This is a genomic window from Bradyrhizobium sp. STM 3561 (genome assembly GCF_045571455.1).
Lineage (GTDB): Bacteria > Pseudomonadota > Alphaproteobacteria > Rhizobiales > Xanthobacteraceae > Bradyrhizobium > Bradyrhizobium vignae.
The window spans coordinates 4,157,121-4,174,600 of sequence record NZ_CP120695.1 but is presented as its reverse complement, the minus strand read 5'-3'; the positions used below and the strand labels follow the sequence as shown (position 1 = coordinate 4,174,600).

Annotated in this window: 20 protein-coding genes; 11 read left to right on the top strand and 9 right to left on the bottom strand. The window is 64.4% G+C overall.

Annotated features, from left to right (window positions below):
- The first annotated feature begins 3 nt into the window (after positions 1–3).
- Together P6U28_RS20015 and flaF are read left to right on the top strand one after the other, a co-directional pair.
- The gene (locus tag P6U28_RS20015) at positions 4–2,292 is read left to right on the top strand and encodes a DUF1522 domain-containing protein (RefSeq protein WP_407123049.1); all 2,289 of its coding nucleotides are present in this window, start codon (positions 4–6) and stop codon (positions 2,290–2,292) included.
- A 293-nt stretch (positions 2,293–2,585) separates the two neighbouring features.
- Positions 2,586–2,954, top strand: coding sequence for a flagellar biosynthesis regulator FlaF (flaF, locus tag P6U28_RS20010; RefSeq protein ID WP_028181463.1), 369 nt, complete (start codon positions 2,586–2,588; stop codon positions 2,952–2,954).
- Positions 2,955–3,089: 135 nt separating this feature from the next.
- On the opposite strand, the gene P6U28_RS20005 is transcribed toward flaF, so the two are convergent.
- From P6U28_RS20005 to P6U28_RS19990, 4 genes are all read right to left on the bottom strand, one after another.
- A complete protein-coding gene (locus P6U28_RS20005) occupies positions 3,090–3,449 on the bottom strand; it encodes a hypothetical protein (protein ID WP_407123048.1) in 360 nt (119 codons plus the stop codon).
- A gap of 159 nt (positions 3,450–3,608) precedes the next feature.
- Entirely contained in the window at positions 3,609–4,106 is a 498-nt protein-coding gene (locus P6U28_RS20000) for a hypothetical protein (protein WP_407123047.1), read from the bottom strand.
- Between the two features lie 11 nt (positions 4,107–4,117).
- Positions 4,118–4,489, bottom strand: coding sequence for a flagellar assembly peptidoglycan hydrolase FlgJ (gene flgJ, locus P6U28_RS19995; protein WP_122402421.1), 372 nt, complete (start codon positions 4,487–4,489; stop codon positions 4,118–4,120).
- Complete coding sequence (locus tag P6U28_RS19990; protein WP_209296253.1) at positions 4,489–5,613, bottom strand: flagellar basal body P-ring protein FlgI; 1,125 nt, start codon at positions 5,611–5,613, stop codon at positions 4,489–4,491. Before P6U28_RS19990 ends, flgJ begins: the two co-directional genes overlap by 1 nt.
- A gap of 271 nt (positions 5,614–5,884) precedes the next feature.
- Here P6U28_RS19990 and P6U28_RS19985 point away from each other — a divergent pair, with 271 nt between their 5' ends.
- A complete protein-coding gene (locus P6U28_RS19985) occupies positions 5,885–6,298 on the top strand; it encodes a flagellar assembly protein FliX (protein ID WP_100231151.1) in 414 nt (137 codons plus the stop codon).
- A gap of 184 nt (positions 6,299–6,482) precedes the next feature.
- Here P6U28_RS19985 and P6U28_RS19980 read toward each other — a convergent pair whose 3' ends face one another.
- The gene (locus P6U28_RS19980) at positions 6,483–6,854 is read right to left on the bottom strand and encodes a helix-turn-helix domain-containing protein (protein ID WP_027552655.1); all 372 of its coding nucleotides are present in this window, start codon (positions 6,852–6,854) and stop codon (positions 6,483–6,485) included.
- A gap of 141 nt (positions 6,855–6,995) precedes the next feature.
- On the opposite strand from P6U28_RS19980, the gene P6U28_RS19975 reads away from it, so the two are divergent.
- The 3 genes from P6U28_RS19975 (at position 6,996) to P6U28_RS19965 (ending at position 9,426) form a co-directional block, all read left to right on the top strand.
- A complete protein-coding gene (locus tag P6U28_RS19975) occupies positions 6,996–7,607 on the top strand; it encodes an NAD(P)-dependent oxidoreductase (RefSeq protein ID WP_209296254.1) in 612 nt (203 codons plus the stop codon).
- A 215-nt stretch (positions 7,608–7,822) separates the two neighbouring features.
- Positions 7,823–8,188, top strand: a complete 366-nt coding sequence (dksA, locus tag P6U28_RS19970) for an RNA polymerase-binding protein DksA (RefSeq protein WP_085966600.1) — start codon at positions 7,823–7,825, stop codon at positions 8,186–8,188.
- 458 nt (positions 8,189–8,646) lie between these two features.
- Positions 8,647–9,426: a 2-keto-4-pentenoate hydratase gene (locus tag P6U28_RS19965; protein ID WP_209296255.1), complete on the top strand. Its 780-nt coding sequence runs from the start codon at positions 8,647–8,649 to the stop codon at positions 9,424–9,426.
- A 268-nt stretch (positions 9,427–9,694) separates the two neighbouring features.
- Here the strand turns inward: P6U28_RS19965 and flgH are convergent, their stop codons facing one another.
- The 4 genes from flgH to flgF are packed head-to-tail and all read right to left on the bottom strand — an operon-like array spanning position 9,695 to position 13,176.
- A complete protein-coding gene (gene flgH, locus P6U28_RS19960) occupies positions 9,695–10,456 on the bottom strand; it encodes a flagellar basal body L-ring protein FlgH (protein WP_122402426.1) in 762 nt (253 codons plus the stop codon).
- Positions 10,457–10,459: 3 nt separating this feature from the next.
- A complete protein-coding gene (gene flgA, locus P6U28_RS19955; RefSeq protein ID WP_407123046.1) occupies positions 10,460–11,599 on the bottom strand; it encodes a flagellar basal body P-ring formation chaperone FlgA in 1,140 nt (379 codons plus the stop codon).
- Between the two features lie 10 nt (positions 11,600–11,609).
- Complete coding sequence (gene flgG, locus P6U28_RS19950; protein WP_407123045.1) at positions 11,610–12,398, bottom strand: flagellar basal-body rod protein FlgG; 789 nt, start codon at positions 12,396–12,398, stop codon at positions 11,610–11,612.
- A 16-nt stretch (positions 12,399–12,414) separates the two neighbouring features.
- Positions 12,415–13,176, bottom strand: coding sequence for a flagellar basal-body rod protein FlgF (flgF, locus tag P6U28_RS19945; protein WP_122402428.1), 762 nt, complete (start codon positions 13,174–13,176; stop codon positions 12,415–12,417).
- A gap of 384 nt (positions 13,177–13,560) precedes the next feature.
- On the opposite strand from flgF, the gene fliL reads away from it, so the two are divergent.
- From fliL to P6U28_RS19920, 5 genes are all read left to right on the top strand, one after another.
- Positions 13,561–14,058 carry a flagellar basal body-associated protein FliL gene (gene fliL / locus P6U28_RS19940; RefSeq protein ID WP_209296367.1) on the top strand — a complete coding sequence of 166 codons (498 nt, stop codon included), beginning with the start codon at positions 13,561–13,563 and terminating at the stop codon, positions 14,056–14,058.
- Between the two features lie 19 nt (positions 14,059–14,077).
- Positions 14,078–15,280 carry a flagellar motor switch protein FliM gene (fliM, locus tag P6U28_RS19935; protein WP_209296368.1) on the top strand — a complete coding sequence of 401 codons (1,203 nt, stop codon included), beginning with the start codon at positions 14,078–14,080 and terminating at the stop codon, positions 15,278–15,280.
- A complete protein-coding gene (locus tag P6U28_RS19930) occupies positions 15,277–15,723 on the top strand; it encodes a DUF6468 domain-containing protein (protein WP_122402430.1) in 447 nt (148 codons plus the stop codon). The genes fliM and P6U28_RS19930 overlap by 4 nt, the downstream gene beginning before the upstream one ends.
- A gap of 9 nt (positions 15,724–15,732) precedes the next feature.
- The gene (locus P6U28_RS19925; RefSeq protein ID WP_407123044.1) at positions 15,733–16,494 is read left to right on the top strand and encodes a MotE family protein; all 762 of its coding nucleotides are present in this window, start codon (positions 15,733–15,735) and stop codon (positions 16,492–16,494) included.
- 601 nt (positions 16,495–17,095) lie between these two features.
- Entirely contained in the window at positions 17,096–17,293 is a 198-nt protein-coding gene (locus P6U28_RS19920; protein ID WP_407123043.1) for a hypothetical protein, read from the top strand.
- Positions 17,294–17,480 lie beyond the last annotated feature (187 nt).

Here is a 17,480-nt window from a genome sequence, read left to right as displayed (position 1 = left end):
CCAATGTCCAACATCGTTCTCTCGGCGTCCGTTCGCCAGAACCTGTTGTCGCTGCAGTCGACGGCCGACTTGCTGGCCACGACGCAGGAGCGGCTGTCGACCGGCAAGAAGGTCAATACGGCGCTCGACAATCCCACCAACTTCTTCACGGCGCAGGGGTTGGACAACCGGGCGAGCGACATCAGCAACCTGCTCGACGGCATCAACAACGGTGTGCAGGTGCTCCAGGCCGCCAACACCGGCATCACCTCGCTGCAAAAGCTGATCGACAGCGCGAAATCGATCGCCAACCAGGCACTGCAGACCACGGTCGGCTACTCCACCAAGTCCAACGTCTCGACCACGATTCCCGGCGCGACGCCAGCCGATCTGCGCGGCACGACCTCCTATGCGAGCGCGACCGCCAACAGCAATGTGCTCTACACCGGCGCCCCCGGTGGCGTGACGCCGGTGACGGCCGCCGCCACACTCGGTGCATCGTTGGGCTCGACCGCGGGCACGCTGACCGGCACTGCCGTCAACGCGGCCGACGGCACCACTGCACTGACCGGCACCGCGACGCTGATCGGCACCGCGGCCGCCAGCACCCTCGGTTCGTCCCCGGCCGACGGCGATTCGATCACCGTGAACGGCAAGACCATCACTTTCCGGACCGGCGCGGCGCCCGCGACGCAGCCGACCGGCTGGGGCCTGAATGCCAGCGGCCACATCGCCACCGACGGCAACGGCAACTCGATCGTCTACATGGGGACGGCCGCCGCTCCCACCGGCACCGTCAACGACCTGTTGAGCGCGATCGATCTGGCCAGCGGCGTCAAGAGCGCGACCATCAGCGCGGGCGCCGCGACCATCTCGGTCAGCGGTTCGGCCGGTCCCGTCGGCACGCTTCAGGTGGCATCATCCATCACGGGCGGCCAGGTCACGCTGAAGAGCTCGACCGGCGCCGATCTGAGCGTCACGGGTAAGGCCGACTTCCTCAAGGCGCTCGGTCTGACGTCCGCAACCGGCGCTGGCAATGCCAACGTCACCGCAGCCCGGTCGACCACTGCGGGTTCGCTCGGGACGCTCGTTCAGGACGGCTCGACGCTGAACATCGATGGCCACACCATCACCTTCAAGAACGCGCAGACGCCGCAATCGGCGGCGAGCGTCACGTCGGGCGGCGTCAGCGGCAACATCGTCACGGACGGCAACGGCAACTCGACCGTCTACATCCAGAGCGCGACGCTGACCGACCTGCTCAACGCGGTCGACCTTGCGACCGGGGTCAAGACGGCCAGCATCTTCAACGGCGCGGCGACGCTGTCGACCACTGCTGGCCAGATCCCGTCATCGGTCAACAGCAGCGGTCAGCTTGCGCTCTCCACCGGCATCAACGCCGACCTATCGATCACCGGCACCGGCAATGCGCTCAGCGCCTTCGGCCTCAGCGGCAACACGGGAACGGCGACCGCCTTCACCGCGGCCCGCACCTCCGGCGTCGGCGGCATCAGCGGCAAGACGCTCACCTTCACCTCCTTCAACGGCGGCACGCCTGTCAACGTCACTTTCGGCGACGGCACCAACGGCACGGTCAAGACGTTGGACCAGCTCAACGCCCAGCTTCAGGCCAACCATCTGACGGCGACGATCGACGCCAACGGCGTGCTCACGGTCACCACCGTCAACGAATACGCCTCCTCGACGCTGGGCTCGACGACAGCGGGCGGCGTCGTCGGCGGCACCATCACCGGCGTTCTGGCCTTCACCACTGCGCAGCCGCCGGTCCAGGATCCCGTGGCGCAGACCGCGCGCTCCAACCTGGTCAACCAGTTCAACAACATTCTGGCCCAGATCGACACGACGTCGCAGGACTCCTCCTTCAACGGCGTCAACCTGCTCAACGGCGACACGCTGAAGCTCGTCTTCAACGAGACCGGCAGCTCCACGCTGAGCATCAACGGCGTGGTGTTCAATGCGGCCGGCCTCGGCCTCAGCAACCTCGTCAACGGTGTCGACTTCATCGACAACGGCGCCACCAACAAGGTGCTGGCCAGCCTCAATGCCGCCTCGAGCAGGCTGCGCTCCGAAGGATCCTCTCTCGGCTCGAATCTCTCGATCGTGCAGGTGCGTCAGGACTTCTCCAAGAACCTGATCAACGTGCTGCAGACCGGTTCATCCAACCTGACGCTCGCCGACACCAACGAGGAAGCGGCCAACAGCCAGGCGCTGTCGACTCGACAGTCGATCGCGGTATCCGCGCTGTCGCTGGCCAACCAGTCGCAACAGAGCGTGCTGCAGCTGCTCCGCTAGTTTCGAGAGCGCAAGTTCGCCGCTCGAGATGTCGCGGCGGGGCTAACGCTCCGCCGTTCTTTTGAGGGAGATCGCTAAGACTGGATTGGCCGAGATCGACGCGCATCACGCGAGGCGAGTTTACAGCGTGCGTGCATGCATCTAGCGTTTGCGCTGACGAAGAGCTCCGCGCCCCGTAATTGTCCGGAGTCCTTCCAAGCACACACGTAAGCAAATCTTAAGCGGTGCTCCCTAGGGTTGGGAAAGAAATCCTTGAGCGCTTCCAAAGCGCTAGGTAACGTCCAAGGTGATTGATGTCGAATTCCGCTGCCTCGGCTTATGCGCGTGTTGCAACGACCACCGCATCTCCTCGCGACATCGAGGCGCAGACCCTGCTCAAGGCCGCCAACAAGCTCCAGGACGCGGTGAACAACGCCGATCCGCTCAGCGAGCAGACCATGCAGGCCCTGATGTTCAACCGCAAGCTCTGGACCATCTTCTTGAGCGAGGCGATGCGTGACACCAATCCGCAGCCGATCGACGTCCGGCAGAAGATCGCCAACATCAGCGTGTTCGTGCTGAGCCAGACCGCCGCGCTGCAGATGAGCCCGCAGTTCGACCACTTCCGCCCGCTGATCGAGATCAACCGCAACATCGCCGCGGGTCTGTCCGGACGGCCGTGACGGAGGATTGTCGTGGTCGAGCATTTCGGCCGCCGACCAGGTTCACGCTGACGGATGCCGGTGAGGGCGCAGATCAACGTCACCGATCTTGCGGCCGGCCTGGCTGATGCCGTTGCGGCGCGCGATCCCCGGCAATCAGGCGCTGACGTCCGTGCTGAGCGGTCGCGAAGGCTCGGATTTCATGTCCAGTGCATGGAAATAGGCGCGACGGCGCAGCATCGCCTCGTCCGGGAATTGGTTCACCACCGTGTCGGTCTTGTCGTTGACGACCTGGAAGACGAAGGAGGCGGCCGCCTGATCGAACACGACCTGGCGTGAGATGTTGTCGTGGTTCGGCAAAGCATTGCGTACCGGCGCGCTCGTATCGGCCGCGGCGACCGTCTGGCTCACCGGAAGATCCGTTTGCACAGCTTCATTCGCCGCCGCATTGGACGTCGGTACAATCTGCGTGGGCGCCGGAATCCCCACCGGCCTGATGCTGAAATCTGTACTCATGGCAGCCTCCTGGTTGCCTTGCTTGAGTCAAATCCCAACCCCTCTAATAGCGCAACCATGGAACACCAGGTTTGAAGACCCGGTAAGCAAACGTGCCTAACCGCGCGACGACATCGCCGCGCGGTTTTTCCTAAAATTGTCGCTTGTTCCCGTGCGCGCTCAGAGCGAGCGGCTGACTGCGAGCGGGGTGATGTGGCGCGGACCCGGCGCTGCGCGGCGTCCGGCGGCCGTATACGTGTTCGGCACGTTGCGCTTCTGGATCTCGGCATTGACGCCGCGCACGACGCTTTCGGAGACCGCATGCGCGGTCGCGAGCACGGTGAGATTGACCTGGAGCATCGCGCGAAACGCATCGTGGTGGCGGTGCAGCGTCGAAAGCAGCTCCGGCGCGGATTTCGCGAGCTGGGTCTGGTTCGCCTTCAACTGGCTGACGGCGCCCACGTAATTGCGCGACAACTCCTGCTTCTTGCTCTCCAGCGTCATCGCCTCGCGGACCTGGCCGGCGCGAACCAGCTCGGTCTCGCGCTCGATCAGTCCGAGCAGGGCGCTCATTGCGTCCATCAGGTCTTCGGCGAGCTTGCGCGCCTCGGTGCTGCCGGGTGCGATGTTCGGACGCTGGCCAGGCATCGGCTGACGTGAGGCGTTGAAATGGTTCATCTCGTTTGACCTTATGCCGTGCGGATCGTTTTGGCCTGCTGCAGGATGAGGGTGCGGTAGACCTCGGTGGCGACGCCGACGCCGCCGGCCTTGGCGAAGTTCTTCGAGTATTGCTCGGTCAGCATCGAGCGCCACACGCCGGTGCCGGGGGTATCGCCGAACGGGCCCTCGCCCTTCACGCCCGAGGTCATCTGCGAGAACATGCTGTTGAGGAACATCGCCTCGAAATCGGTGGCGGTCTTCTGCGCCTTGGCCTGTTGCTGCGGCGAGACCTTTTGCAGCGCGGCGGCGAGCTCGAAGTCCGGCCGGCCGTTGCGGCTCTCGACGGAGAAGACCGGGGAGTAGGTCGTGAGGTGCGGGGTATTGATCGCGCCGGTCTGCATCACATCACCTCGATGTCGGCTTCGATCGCGCCGGCGGCCTTGATGGCCTGGAGGATGCTGATCATGTCACGGGGACCGATGCCGAGACCGTTGAGGCCGTCGACGAGCTGCTGGAGCGAGACGCCGTCCTTGACGAGCGCCAACTTCTTGCCGTCTTCGCTGACGGTGACGCTGCTGCGCGGCGCGACCACGGTGCGGCCGCGCGACAGCGGGTTGGGCTGGCTGACCTGCGGGCTCTCGGAGATCGTGACGGTGAGGTTGCCCTGCGCCACCGCGACGGTGGCGACGCGCACGTCGCGGCCCATCACGATGATGCCGCTCCGTTCGTCGATGACGATCTTGGCGGCGAGATCGGGATCGACCTGGAGCTGCTCGATCTCGGTGAGAAAGGCGACGACGTTGCCCTTGAACTCCGGCGGGATCGACAGCTGCACCGTCGAAGGATCGATCGGCTCGGCGGTCTTGACGCCGAGATAGTCGTTGACCGCGGCTGCGATGCGCTTGGCGGTCGTGAAGTCGGCATTGCGCAGCGCCAGGCGGACATTCGGCAGTCGATTGAGCGCGAACTCGATCTCGCGCTCGATGATGGCACCGTTGGCGATGCGTCCGACGGTCGGGACGCCGCGCACGATCTTGGCGGCCTCGCCCTCGGCCTGGAAACCGGAGATCGCGAGCGAGCCCTGCGCCACGGCATAGACATTGCCGTCGGCACCTAACAGGGGCGTGACGAGCAGGGTGCCGCCCTGGAGATTCTTGGCGTCGCCGAGCGCGGAGACGGTGACGTCCATGCGCGTGCCCTGGGTGGCGAAAGGCGGCAGGTTGCCTGTCACCATCACGGCGGCGACGTTGCCGGTGCGGATGGTGGCGCCGCGAATGTTGACGCCCATGCGCTCGAGCATCGCTTGCAGCGATTGCTTGGTGAAAGGGATGTTGTTGAGGGTGTCGCCGGTACCGTTGAGGCCGACGACGAGGCCATAGCCGATGAGCTGGTTCTGCCGCACGCCCTCGATATTGGCGAGATCCTTGATGCGCGAGCTCGCGGCCGCTGACGTGACCGTGAGCACCAGCGCTGACAGCGCGGCGCAGGCCATCCCAACAATCCTCACCCAACGAACGCCTGGCATCCTCTGCTCCCCGAGGCCTCTCAAATCGAAAGGACCCTCTGCGACACTCCCATGACGAGCTGGTCCGACGCTGTCCTTGCGAGCGCTGTGCCAACGCGCGGCAGTGGGGTTAGCCGATTGAATAGGTTGAATAATCTGTTTCGACCGGTGCCAGTGGGCGTTGTCCGTGAGGAGCGAAACTGCCGCCTGTCGGCAGATTTTGCCGGGCCGTTTACGCGCCGTTAACCATAAAACGGCGAATGTGGCGCATCGATCACCCGGATTCCCTCCGATGCGCATCTACGGACCGAACGGCACCACGCTTGGAACGCCGGCCAGCCAGGCCAGGCGAACCGGCTCCGGCACCTTCGTGCTGCCGGATACCTCCTCGGCGCAGGAGACGCGGAGCGCTGCGGCACCGAAGGCAGCCGCCAACATCGATGCGCTGCTGGCACTGCAGGGCGTCGAGGAAGATCCGGTCGAGCGCCGCAAGCGCTCGGTTGCCCGGGGCAGGACCGCGCTCGACGTGCTCGACGATCTGAAGATGGGGCTGTTGTCCGGCAATCTCGACGCCTCGACCGTGATGCGCCTGCGCGATGCTGCTGCGAACTTGAAATCGTCTTCGGGTGATGCCGGTCTGGATGCGGTGCTGTCCGAGATCGAGCTGCGCGTCGAGGTCGAACTGGCGAAGGCCGGGCGGGCTTGATAGTGATCCGTTACCCTGAGGCGCCGGAGCGTAGCGGAGGCCTCGAAGGCGACGGTCCCTCCGCTTGCGCGAGGACATCAGTGTTCGGCGCGGCACCTCGGCCGTACATCTCCCGGCGCGATGCTTTGCATCGCGCCACTCGCGCCTCAGGATGACGGGACTCCCTCAGGAGTTCTTCGCGCACTTACGCCGCTTCCTCCTTCTGCTGCGCGTCGTAGCGACGCTGAGCGGCGAGCACGTCTTTCAGATTCTGCTCGGCCCAATCGCGTAAGGGATCGACCGCCGCCGCCAGCGTCAGCCCGAGCTGCGTGATGGAGTACTCCACCGTCACAGGCACGGTCGCGATGGCATGGCGCTTGATCAGGCCGTCGCGTTCAAGCGATTTGAGAACCTGGCTCAGCATCTTCTGCGAGATGCCCTCGATCGTGCGCCGCAACTGATTGAAGCGCATCGGCTCCTCGCGCAGCAACAGCAGGATCAGCACCGCCCATTTGTCGCCGACGCGATCGAGGATCTGGCGCGTCGGACAGTTCGCTGCATAGACATCGGGTTTCATCGTCGGGTCCTCTGAATCCTTGCGGTTGCCTGCCGGTTACTCCTGCGTAATCAGGTAAGCACAAAGTGCTCTCTTAACACCAGCATTCTTTACGATATCTAGTTTCCACTAGTTACCGAAAGTCAGGCAAAGGAACCTTCCATGAAAATCGCAGTCGCCGGTGCCTCGGGTCGGGCCGGGTCAGAGATCACCAAGGAACTGTCCCGCCGCGGCCATACGGTCACGGCCATCGCCCGGAACCCGGAGAAGATTGCCGCACTGCCGAACGTGACGCCCACCAAGGGTGACGTGCTCGACCAGGCGGGCCTGGCCCGGCTGTGGGCGGGGCACGACGTCGCCATCAGTTCCGTGCACTTCCTGGCCAGCGATGCGCTCAAGCTGATCGGTGCGGCGAAGGAGTCCAAGGTGGGACGCTATGTCGTTGTCGGCGGTGCCGGCAGCCTGGAGGTCGCGCCAGGCGTGAAGCTGGTCACAACCCCCGGTTTTCCGGCGCAGTACAAGGCGGAGGCCGAAAAGGGGTCCGACTTCCTCGACCTGCTGCGGCAGGAAAAGGACCTGAACTGGACCTTCATCTCGCCCTCGGCCCTCTTCATCGAGGGGGAGCGGACCGGCAAGTTCCGGCTCGGGACCGATCAGCTTCTCGCAGATGCGAACGGGAAAAGCTGGATCACCTTCGCGGACTACGCAATTGCACTCGCCGACGAGATCGAGCGGCCGGCGCATCTGAGGCAGCGCTTCACGGTCGGCTACTGAGCCCGCAGGCCCCCCGAAGCCCTCCAGGATAAACCTTCCTGTGCAAGGGCTTGGGGGCGATCGCGGGACCATCAGGGAAATATTGTCTGTCACCGGAGGCCACTATATAAGGCCCGGCTCAACGGACCTCGTTCCGTTCGCGAGTCGTTGCTTAAAAAGATAGGCCGCCCTTGGAAAAGTTGAAAAACTACCGACCGACCGACAAAGAGCCTTTCATGAACGACCGGCAGAAGGAGTACTTCCGTTTGAAGCTCCTCGCCTGGAAGGATGAGATCCTCAAAGAGTCCAAGCTCACCCTGCAAGCGTTGCAGGAGGAGAACGTGAACCACCCCGATCTCGCCGATCGGGCATCGTCCGAAACCGACCGCGCCATCGAACTCCGCGCCCGCGACCGCCAGCGCAAGTTGATCGCCAAGATCGACGCCGCGCTCCAGCGCATCGAGGACAACACCTACGGCTATTGCGAGGAAACCGGGGAGCCGATCTCGTTGAAGCGGCTCGAGGCCCGGCCCATCGCGACGCTCTCGGTGGAAGCGCAGGAGCGCCACGAGAAACGCGAGAAGGTTTATCGCGACGAATAGAGCCCGAGCCGCAGAGTTGCGGCTCTTTGTTTTTGGGACGCAAGGCGCCGCTTGGCGCCGTGATCGGCGTTTGCCTATCGCTTCCCACGCGTGTGAGCAGGTGGGTGCGATCGCCAAAAATGAATCGCGATCAACGGCCTAGGCCCGGTTGCTCCGAGCTCACGTGAGTTCGGATGAGAAACAGCCTTCACTTCGGGTGCGGGCGATTTTGCGAGTCGCATCAACGAGATCGACTCCGGAGTTGAGACTTTGATCCAGCTGCATCAGCATCGCCGTAATCACGTCTCGCGCGCATGTTGCGATAGCTCCGGTGGCGCGGCTTCATAAAGCCTCCACCCATTCAATATTTCCTTAAACGCGGCCAGGAGGCGGTTGTCCCCGGGCCGGGCGCGCTTGTCAGGGCGGAGCGGGGATGCTGAAGTGCCGCCTTCGACTGTGTAGCGTGGGAGGCGGCGTCGATGGGCAGGATTCTCGCATCCGCAAAGGCGATCGCGTTGGCGCGCCGCAATCGTGCGCCGCTCGCGGCGCTGGAGCGTCCTCCGGTTGATGAAGCGGAGGGCTATCAGGTGCAGCGCGCGCTGCACGATCTCCTGCTGCCGCATGTCGGCCCGCTGATCGGCTACAAGATCGGCTGCACCAGCCAGGTGATGCAGGAGTATATCGGCATCCCGCACCCTTGCGGCGGCGGCGTGTTCCAGAAGGGCGTCCATGACAGCGGCGCCAAGCTCGCCGCCTCCAATTATGTCCGGCTCGGCGTCGAATGCGAGATCGCGGTGCGGCTGCAGCGGGACCTCGCCGCCGGTGAGGCGCCGTTCACGGCCGAATGGGTCGGCGAGGCCGTCGAGGCCTACCACCCCGCGATCGAGATCGTCGACGACCGCTACGTGCAGTGGGAGACGATGGGCGCGCCGACCTTGATCGCCGACGATTTCTTCGCCGCCGGCTGCGTGCTGGGTCCCTCGGTTCCGCGCTCGTCGGTGCCGGACCTGAAGGCCGTCAAGGGCCGCGCCATCCTCAATGGCGAGGAGGTCAGCCATGGCACCGGCGCCGACGTGCTCGGCCATCCCCACAACGCACTCGCCTGGCTCGCCAACCATCTCGCCGCCGAGGGCAAGGGGCTGCACGCGGGACAGCTCGTGCTCACCGGCAGCCTGGTGAAGACGCTGTGGCTGAAGGCCGGCGACAAGGTGCGGATGGAGCTGGATGGGCTGGGCACGGTGGAGGCGGAGTTCAACTGACCTCTCTCCGCCGTCATTGCGAGGCGCCCTTCGCGACGATGCAATCCAGAGTCTTTTTGCGCGGAGATAGTCTGGATTGCTCCGCTTCGCTCGCAATGACGGAGATCGGGGCGGCGCTTGAGTACGTAACTGGCCGCGAAGTCGAGTGTTCACAGTTGCTGGCAGCAAAATGCGTGCGGCCTCCGGCAGGGGAGCTACCGGAGGCCGCGTCGTACACCGACGTTCGCGCCTAGGTTCGCGAACACGATGTGGGAGCTCTTAAAGAGGCTTAGAAGGGCAGCAGCACGTCCATGACCTGCTGGCCGTAGCGCGGCTGCTGCACGTCGGTGATCTGGCCGCGGCCGCCATAGGCGATGCGGGCCTGCGCGATCTTGGTGGAATCGATGGTGTTGTCGCTCTGGATGTCCTCAGGACGCACGATGCCGGCGACGATCAGCTCGCGAATTTCGAAGTTGACGCGGATCTCCTGCTTGCCTTCGACGACAAGGTTGCCGTTCGGCAGCACCTGGGTCACCACCGCAGCGACGTTGGTCTGCAGGGCTTCCTTGCGGTCGACGCTGCCCTTGCCCTCGCTCGACGAGGTCGAGTCGGCGGTCAGGATGCGGCCGGGCAGGATCTTGTTGGCCTGCGTGATGGTCTTGGCGCCGATGAAGTCGGAGATTCCCGAATCTTCCTTGTTGGTGCGGCTGCGCGAGGTGTCGTTCTCGATGTTGGCCTTGTCGGTGATGTTCACGGTCACGGTCAGGAGGTCGCCGACCTGGCGGGCGCGCTGGTCCTTGAAGAAGGCGCGGCTGCCGTTGCGCCACAGCGAGTTCGGATTGTAGGAGGCGACTTCCGGCTTCGGCATCGGCATCTGCACCGGCTTGTAGCCGGGTTGCGTCGTCGGATTATCGATTGCCGACAGCTTCGGCTGCTCGCCGATCTGCGACAGGCGGTCGATCGAGGAGCAGCCGCCCAATGCGCAAGTCGCCAGCAGCAGGGCAGAGATCGCGATGCGACGAAGATGGGAAGCCGAACTGAACGTGGACATGACTTACTCTGATTTGGCTGGAGCTTGCGAGAGGCGAACTTGCGGGATCTGGGCTTGTGCGACTTGAGCCGGCGGCGCGGGGCTCTGAATCAGGTTCCGGACGAGGGCTGCGGTGTCGACGGGGGCAGGCGCCTCGTCACGCTTGATCGACGAGGTCTGCTCGACCGCCGGCGCCGTCGGTGCGGACTGGCTGGCGCCCTGAACCGTGACCTGGCCGCGGCCGGTGACGATGCCGGTCAGCGTGCGCTTGGACTGCATATTGAGCACGCTGACGGTGTCGCCCTCGGCGCCGCTCTCGATCGCCTTGCCGCGCGTGGTGAGATAGAGGCCGGGCACCTGGTAGATGATGGTGACGGCCTGATCGCGCACCACGAAGTCGGGCTTGACGATGTCGGCGACGCGGATCGGCGTGCCTGCCCGCATCGGCCGGCGCAGCTGCATGCCGATGCTGCGGTCGCGCGCGGCGGGCTCGCCGGCGACCTCGGCCTTCGGCCGGCGCTCCAACGAAAGGTCGGAGGATTTCAGAAGCTCGGCGCGGTCGACGTCGCGGGTCAGCACGGCCACTTCCACCGTCTCGATCGCGGTGCCGGTGAAGCGCAGCTTGGTCGGCGCGGGATTGCCGTCGTTGGCGATCTCGAAGGCGATATCGAAACGGCCGCTGCGGGCGTCGTAGCGGGTTGCGACCGGCTGCAGCGCGCCGGTGTTGGAGGCCTCCAGCCGCATGTCGGCGACGCCGCGGTCGAACGTGACCGTGATGTTGGCGGCTTCTCCGAGGCCGAAGCGGCGCTCGAGCGTGGCGGCGACCGCGGTCTCGATATCCTTGCTCGCGAGGGTGCGGGCGAGGCGGGTGACCTGGACCTCCTTGATGTCGCCGGTCATGACGCCGATCACCTGTTTTGCCCGCAACGCCGATAGCACTTGGCCGACCGTCAGCGTGCCGGTGGTGCCGAGATCGGGCGAGCGGTAGACCGGGATCAGCGCGGCGGATCCGGCGTTGTCGATGAGATCGCCGATCCGCACCACGTCCGAGGTCACGGTGACGCTTGCGCGCAGCGTCGGCGCGGCGATGAAATCGTCGGCGGCCGCTGCCGGCAATGCCAGCGCGAGAAGGGCGGAGATGGTGGCGAGGGTGGCACGGATCATCGTCATCACCTCAGCGGAACAGCGCCGTGGTCGATTGCATCATCTGGTCGGCGGCGCTGATCACCTTGGCATTCATCTCGTAAGCGCGCTGGGCGGCGATCAGGTCGCTCATCTCCGAGACGACGTCGACATTGGCCTGCTCCAGACTTCCTTGCGTGATCTTGCCGTAGCCTTCGGTGTTGGCGGTGCCGTCCTGCGGCGGACCCGAGGACGGCGTCTCGGTGAACTGATTGCTGCCGACCGGCTGCAGCCCCGCCTTGTTGATGAAGCGGGTCACGTTGATCGTGCCGATGATCGAGGAGGTCGACGAGCCCGACAGCGTGACCGAGACCTGGCCTTGCTCGTTGACGGTCAGGCCCGAGGCGTTCTGCGGGATCGTGATGGTCGGCTGCACCGGGTTGCCCTGCGCGGTGACGACACGGCCCTGATTGTCCATCTGGAAGGTGCCGTCGCGGGTGTACTGGAAGGTGCCGTCCGGCATCAGGATCTTGAAGAAGCCTTCACCCGAGATCGCGAGGTCGAGATCGTTGCCGGTCTGCGACAGCGTACCTTGCGTCATGCTGCGGGGCGTGCCGACGGTCTTGACGCCGCCGCCGATGTCGACGCCGACGGGCAGGATGGTGCCCTGGTCCGAGGCCTGCGCGCCGACGCGGCGCACGTGCTCGTAGATCAGGTCCTGGAACGCCGCGGTCTGCTTCTTGAAGCCGGTGGTGCGGAGGTTGGCGATGTTGTTGGAGATCACCTGAACGTTGAGTTCCTGTGCCGCCATTCCGGTCGCTGCGGTGTGAAGCGCCTGCATGTCAGTTCTCTCCCAATCAGGCCGGAACGTCGGCGAGCTTCTCGATCGCCGATTTGTGGAGGTCGCTCTGCTGCTGCAGCAGGCTGGCGATGGCGGTGTAGCTGCGCATCACCTCGACCATGCGGGTCATCTCGCCGACCGAATTCACGTTCGACTTCTCGATGTAGCCTTGGCGCACGTTGGACTTGGTGTCGGCCTGCTGGACCGCCGAGCCGGCGTCATAGAGGTTGGCGCCGAGCTTGGTCAGCTTGGCCGGATCGTCGAACGAGACCATGCGGATCTTGCCGCGGATCGAGTCGGTCCTGGCCGTGCCCTCGAGCACCGTGATGGTGCCATCGGGCGCGATGTTGATGTCGTGGTCGGTCGGCTGGAAGGTGATCGGGCCGCCGGTGCCGAGCACGAGGTTGCCGTCGGAGGTGACCAGCTGGCCGGTGCTGTTGAGCGAGAATTTGCCGTCGCGGGTGTAGCGCTCGGTGCCGCCAGCCTGCACCGCGAAAAACGCGTTGCCGTCGATTGCCATGTCGAGCGGGTTGTTGGTCGGCTCCATCGGCCCCTGGCCGACGTCGCGGAAGGTGCCGCGGTCCTGCACATAGGAGACCCGGCGGTCGGAACCGATGAAATTGTCCTCACGCGCGTTCGAGTTGAGGTACTCCTCGAACAGCGAATGGTCGGCCTTGAAGCCGTTGGTGTTGGCGTTGGCGACGTTGTTGGCGATGACATCCATCTGCCGCTCCAACGTCATCTGCCGTGACAAGCCGATCAGAAGCGCGTTCTGCATCGGAAATCTCCCCTGAGTGAGATCTGCCATTTCGCTCTCCCAAGCGCCTTGGCGGACCCCGTGACCGAGACCGTCAGGTTCTCCCAAACCGTGAGGTCTCGACCCTCTCTCAGCGAAAGCCGTGCCAACTAAGAAAATGACATAATTTCAAATACTTATTGATTTTTCGAGGGCGCGGGAGGGCGGCAGAAAGGTTCTGTTAGCCATGTTTGCCCGGCAGATTTTTCCTAGCTGAGGCCCAATCGAAAGATTCCGTTAACCATTATTACCGTAGCGTTTGCGCATCAGAGGAGCGCATTGCGCTGGGGCATTTGTATCGCGTCACTGTCTGCCAGGAGGCTTCGCTCTTTCGACCCCTTTGAGAGATGAACGAGCGCGGCAACCATGGCAGAGAATGAGGAAGGCGGCGCAGCCGCCGACGGCGCGGAAGCTGCTCCGCCGAAGAACAAGCTCAAGCTCATCATCATGGTCGTCGGCGTGCTCGCCGTCCTCGGCGGCGGTGCCGCGACCTGGTTCCTCTTCTTCCGTCACGGCGATGACGAGCATCATGCCGAGGCCGCGCCTCCGCCGAAGCCGCCGGCCTTCGTCGACGTCCCCGACATGATGGTCAACCTCGCCGGCGCGCCGGGCGAGCGCGTGCAATATCTGCGGCTGAAGATCGTGCTGGAGCTGAAGGAAGAGAAGCAGATCGAGGCGATCAAGCCGACGATGCCGCGCGTCACCGACATCTTCCAGACCTATGTGCGCGAACTGCGCCCCTCCGACCTCAACGGTTCCGCCGGCATCTTCCGCCTCAAGGAGGAGCTGACCAAGCGCGTCAACGCGGCGGTCGCCCCGATCCAGGTCAGCGCGGTGCTGTTCAAGGAAGTCGTGGTCCAGTGAGCATGACGGACTAGGGATCATGGCGGGCAACGACCAAGTCGACCAGGATGCAATCGCCGCCCAGTGGGAGGCCTCGCTCGATTCCGAGGATCCCGCCGAGGCGGCAAAGGCTGCCGCCGAGAACGAGCTGTCGGAGACCATGGCCCTGCAATGGGCGGCCATGGTCGAGGACGGCAGTCGCGATCTCGGCAATGGCAAGAATTCCGGCGAGCGGGTGCTGTCGCAGGAGGAGATCGACAATCTCCTCGGCTTCACCGTCGGCGACGTCAATCTCGACGACCATTCCGGCATTCGCGCGATCATCGATTCGGCGATGGTCTCCTACGAGCGTCTGCCGATGCTCGAAATCGTCTTCGACCGCCTGGTGCGGCTGATGACGACGTCCTTGCGCAACTTCACCTCCGACAACGTCGAAGTGTCGCTCGACCGCATCACCTCGGTGCGTTTCGGCGACTACATGAACTCGATCCCGCTGCCCGCCGTCCTCACCGTCTTCAAGGCCGAGGAGTGGGAGAACTTCGGCATGGCGACGGTCGATTCCAACCTGATCTATTCGATGATCGACGTGCTGCTCGGCGGCCGCCGCGGCACCAGCCAGCTGCGCATCGAGGGCCGGCCCTACACCACGATCGAGACCGAGCTGGTCAAGCGGCTGGTCGAGGTGGTGCTGTCCGATGCCGAGCAGGCGTTCCGGCCGCTGTCGCCGGTGACCTTCACGATCGACCGGCTCGAGACCAACCCGCGTTTCGCCGCGATCAGCCGTCCCGCCAACGCCGCGATCCTGGTTCGCCTGCGCATCGACATGGAAGACCGGGGCGGCAATATCGAGCTGTTGCTGCCTTACGCAACCATCGAGCCGATCCGGGGCGTCCTGCTCCAGATGTTCATGGGCGAAAAATTCGGCCGCGACCCGGTCTGGGAGGGCCATTTCGCCACCGAGATCGTGCAGGCCGAGATCGCCGTCGACGCCGTGCTCTACGAGGCCGACATTCCGCTCAAGCAGCTGATGCGGCTCAAGGTCGGCGACACGCTGCCGCTGGAGATGCGTGCCGACGCCAACGTCACCGTGCGCTGCGGCGACGTCACGCTGACCGAGGGACGGATGGGCCGGGTCGGCGACCGCGTCGCCATCCGTGTGACGAAACCCTTGCGCAAGCCAAGTACGACACTTGCGATGTTCGAGAAGGTGGACGAGCAGAACAAGATGATGGAGGCCCCATGAACCACTCCCTGGGAATGGCAATCGAGACGCTGGTGGCTATCCTGCTGATGCTGACGATCGTCTACTGCGTCATGCTCAACAAGCGGCTGACGCGGCTGAAGGCGGACGAGCATTCGCTGAAGGCGGTCATCGGCGAGCTCATCACCGCGACCGAGATCGCCGAGCGCGCGATCGGCGGGCTGAAGCTCGCCGTGCGCGACGTCAACGAGAACCTGGGCAGCCAGCTCGCGGCGGCGACCCAGATGTCGGACCAGCTCTACAAGCAGCTCGGCGAAGCCGACAACGTGGTGCGGCGCCTGTCCAAGATCGCGATTGCCGCGCGTCCCGTGACGAACCCGGAAACGGTCGCCACGCCTACAGCAAAACCCTCGTCGGCGAAGGCGGTGGCGGCTGCGGCCGAAGCCTTCTCCGAGCGCCGACGATCCAACGGCCTTGCCGCATGAAGCCTGGGTATGAAGTCCTTCCGTAATATCCGCGTCATTCCGGTCGTCCTGGTTGCCGTCGCAGGTCTTGCCACGCTGAAGGTGGCGGGCCTCGTGATCAACGGCGGCTATGTCTTCGACTACAAGCCGAACCAGACCAAGAAATCCTGGGCGCAGGAGAATCTGAATTTCCCGACCGGCCGCGAGGATCCGGATATCACCGGATCGACCCATGGCGCGCCAAAGGAGGCGCCCAAGCCCGCCGCGCCGGAGACCAAGCCCGATGGCATGGTGGTCAAGGTGGAGGAAGGCCAGCCGCAGGTCTCGGCCTCGGAGCGTGCGATCCTGGAACGGTTGCAGGCGCGGCGGCAGGAGATCGAGGCGCGCCAGCGCGAGATCGACATTCGCGAAAGTCTGCTCAAGTCGGCCGAGAAGCGCATCGAGACCAAGGTCGAGGAGATGAAGGCCGTGGAAACCCGCATCTCCGCGACGCAGGCCGAGCAGAAGGCGGCCGAAGCCCAGCGTATGAAGGGCCTCGTGACCATGTACGAGGGCATGAAGCCCAAGGACGCCGCGCGGGTGTTCGACCGGCTGGAGATGGGCGTGCTGATCGAGATCGCCTCGGCGATCGCGCCGCGAAAGATGTCGGACATCTTGGGGCTGATGTCGCCGGAGGCCGCCGAGCGGCTCACCGTCGAGATGGCCCGACGTGCCAATGGCGGCGGCGATCAGTCGGCCTCGGCCGGCGATCTTCCCAAGATCGATGGCAAGCCGACGCAAAAGCCGAATTGAGGCCGCGAGGCGAAGCGCGCCCTTGCGACCCGCGCGTTATCGCGTGGTCGCTCGCCTCGGCCCAGCGGGACGGTTCGTGCGCCTAGGTCGCGAAGGCCTGTTGCACCTTGCGAACAGGCGGACGCAGCTGCTTGTCCACGCGAGGGAGGATATCGAGCTGCTGCTTGATCAGCGCCGCCTTTGTGATGCGCGTCACGAGCTGCAGGGTGCTATGGCAACAAGAGCATTCATATGTTTTCAGGGCATATCCTCTGGCGATGGGAACGATCGCTATGACCGCTCTTGCCCTGCTACACACAATGCAACCGGCTTCTCCGCTCATTGATTACCCCCAAAGCTAACCAATGCGATTCGCATCGCCGAGTTCACATCTGATTCAGAGTCGCGCGCGAACCGCAACGCCCCGAAGGTTGTGAGTGCGCGTGCTCGGCAACTCGTCAAGGCGGCAGATCAGACTCCCGTGGCGGATGTAGCTGAGGCAGGCGGCATCCTCTGAGACTGCGATGAGTTGACGCGCGCAACTGTGAAGTGGCGTACAGTGGCGCTCACGGCACCATCCTACGCTTTCGGCCATTCGCAATCGGCAGCGCAGGAGGAGGCCATGAATTACTCGTCCGCCGCAGAACGAGTCATCGAGGCCGTCAACCGGCTGCTCATAGCGGCGATGACCTCCGCATGGACATCCGCGCTAAGCCACCAGCATGCAGCGCCGCCGGAAGGCGACGAGGGCCACGATCATGAATCTTGTCTCGACGAAGCGAGTTCCCCGGCGCCCGAAGGCACCGGGGAGCAACATTGAAGACGCACTCGGCTTGAGGGCGTCACACGATCAGATCAACACATGGCGGAGAGCTGCACGTGCTGCGCAAAGGGATTGACGAGCCGCGACCGGCACCGCTTGCAGGTGCTAACAACTCCTTAATCCACTGCGTCTCAAATCCGAAAGTTGCGGATCGTCTCCCGCTCGATCCGGCACGGCGCGCTGC

Bases quoted from the DNA above. Each gene is read 5' to 3' on its own strand.
- P6U28_RS19985 (WP_100231151.1), top strand. From the start codon at position 5,885: ATGCGCATCTACGGACCGAACGGCACCACGCTTGGAACGCCGGCCAGC.
- flgF (WP_122402428.1), bottom strand. From the start codon at position 13,176: ATGCAGAACGCGCTTCTGATCGGCTTGTCACGGCAGATGACGTTGGAG.
- P6U28_RS19920 (WP_407123043.1), top strand. From the start codon at position 17,096: ATGAATTACTCGTCCGCCGCAGAACGAGTCATCGAGGCCGTCAACCGG.
- P6U28_RS19975 (WP_209296254.1), top strand. From the start codon at position 6,996: ATGAAAATCGCAGTCGCCGGTGCCTCGGGTCGGGCCGGGTCAGAGATC.
- P6U28_RS19990 (WP_209296253.1), bottom strand. From the start codon at position 5,613: ATGCCAGGCGTTCGTTGGGTGAGGATTGTTGGGATGGCCTGCGCCGCG.
- flaF (WP_028181463.1), top strand. From the start codon at position 2,586: ATGTCGAATTCCGCTGCCTCGGCTTATGCGCGTGTTGCAACGACCACC.
- dksA (WP_085966600.1), top strand. From the start codon at position 7,823: ATGAACGACCGGCAGAAGGAGTACTTCCGTTTGAAGCTCCTCGCCTGG.
- P6U28_RS19925 (WP_407123044.1), top strand. From the start codon at position 15,733: ATGAAGTCCTTCCGTAATATCCGCGTCATTCCGGTCGTCCTGGTTGCC.
- flgA (WP_407123046.1), bottom strand. From the start codon at position 11,599: ATGATCCGTGCCACCCTCGCCACCATCTCCGCCCTTCTCGCGCTGGCA.
- P6U28_RS19980 (WP_027552655.1), bottom strand. From the start codon at position 6,854: ATGAAACCCGATGTCTATGCAGCGAACTGTCCGACGCGCCAGATCCTC.
- P6U28_RS20000 (WP_407123047.1), bottom strand. From the start codon at position 4,106: ATGAACCATTTCAACGCCTCACGTCAGCCGATGCCTGGCCAGCGTCCG.
- fliM (WP_209296368.1), top strand. From the start codon at position 14,078: ATGGCGGGCAACGACCAAGTCGACCAGGATGCAATCGCCGCCCAGTGG.
- P6U28_RS19965 (WP_209296255.1), top strand. From the start codon at position 8,647: ATGGGCAGGATTCTCGCATCCGCAAAGGCGATCGCGTTGGCGCGCCGC.
- P6U28_RS19930 (WP_122402430.1), top strand. From the start codon at position 15,277: ATGAACCACTCCCTGGGAATGGCAATCGAGACGCTGGTGGCTATCCTG.
- P6U28_RS20005 (WP_407123048.1), bottom strand. From the start codon at position 3,449: ATGAGTACAGATTTCAGCATCAGGCCGGTGGGGATTCCGGCGCCCACG.
- flgG (WP_407123045.1), bottom strand. From the start codon at position 12,398: ATGCAGGCGCTTCACACCGCAGCGACCGGAATGGCGGCACAGGAACTC.
- P6U28_RS20015 (WP_407123049.1), top strand. From the start codon at position 4: ATGTCCAACATCGTTCTCTCGGCGTCCGTTCGCCAGAACCTGTTGTCG.
- flgJ (WP_122402421.1), bottom strand. From the start codon at position 4,489: ATGCAGACCGGCGCGATCAATACCCCGCACCTCACGACCTACTCCCCG.
- fliL (WP_209296367.1), top strand. From the start codon at position 13,561: ATGGCAGAGAATGAGGAAGGCGGCGCAGCCGCCGACGGCGCGGAAGCT.
- flgH (WP_122402426.1), bottom strand. From the start codon at position 10,456: ATGTCCACGTTCAGTTCGGCTTCCCATCTTCGTCGCATCGCGATCTCT.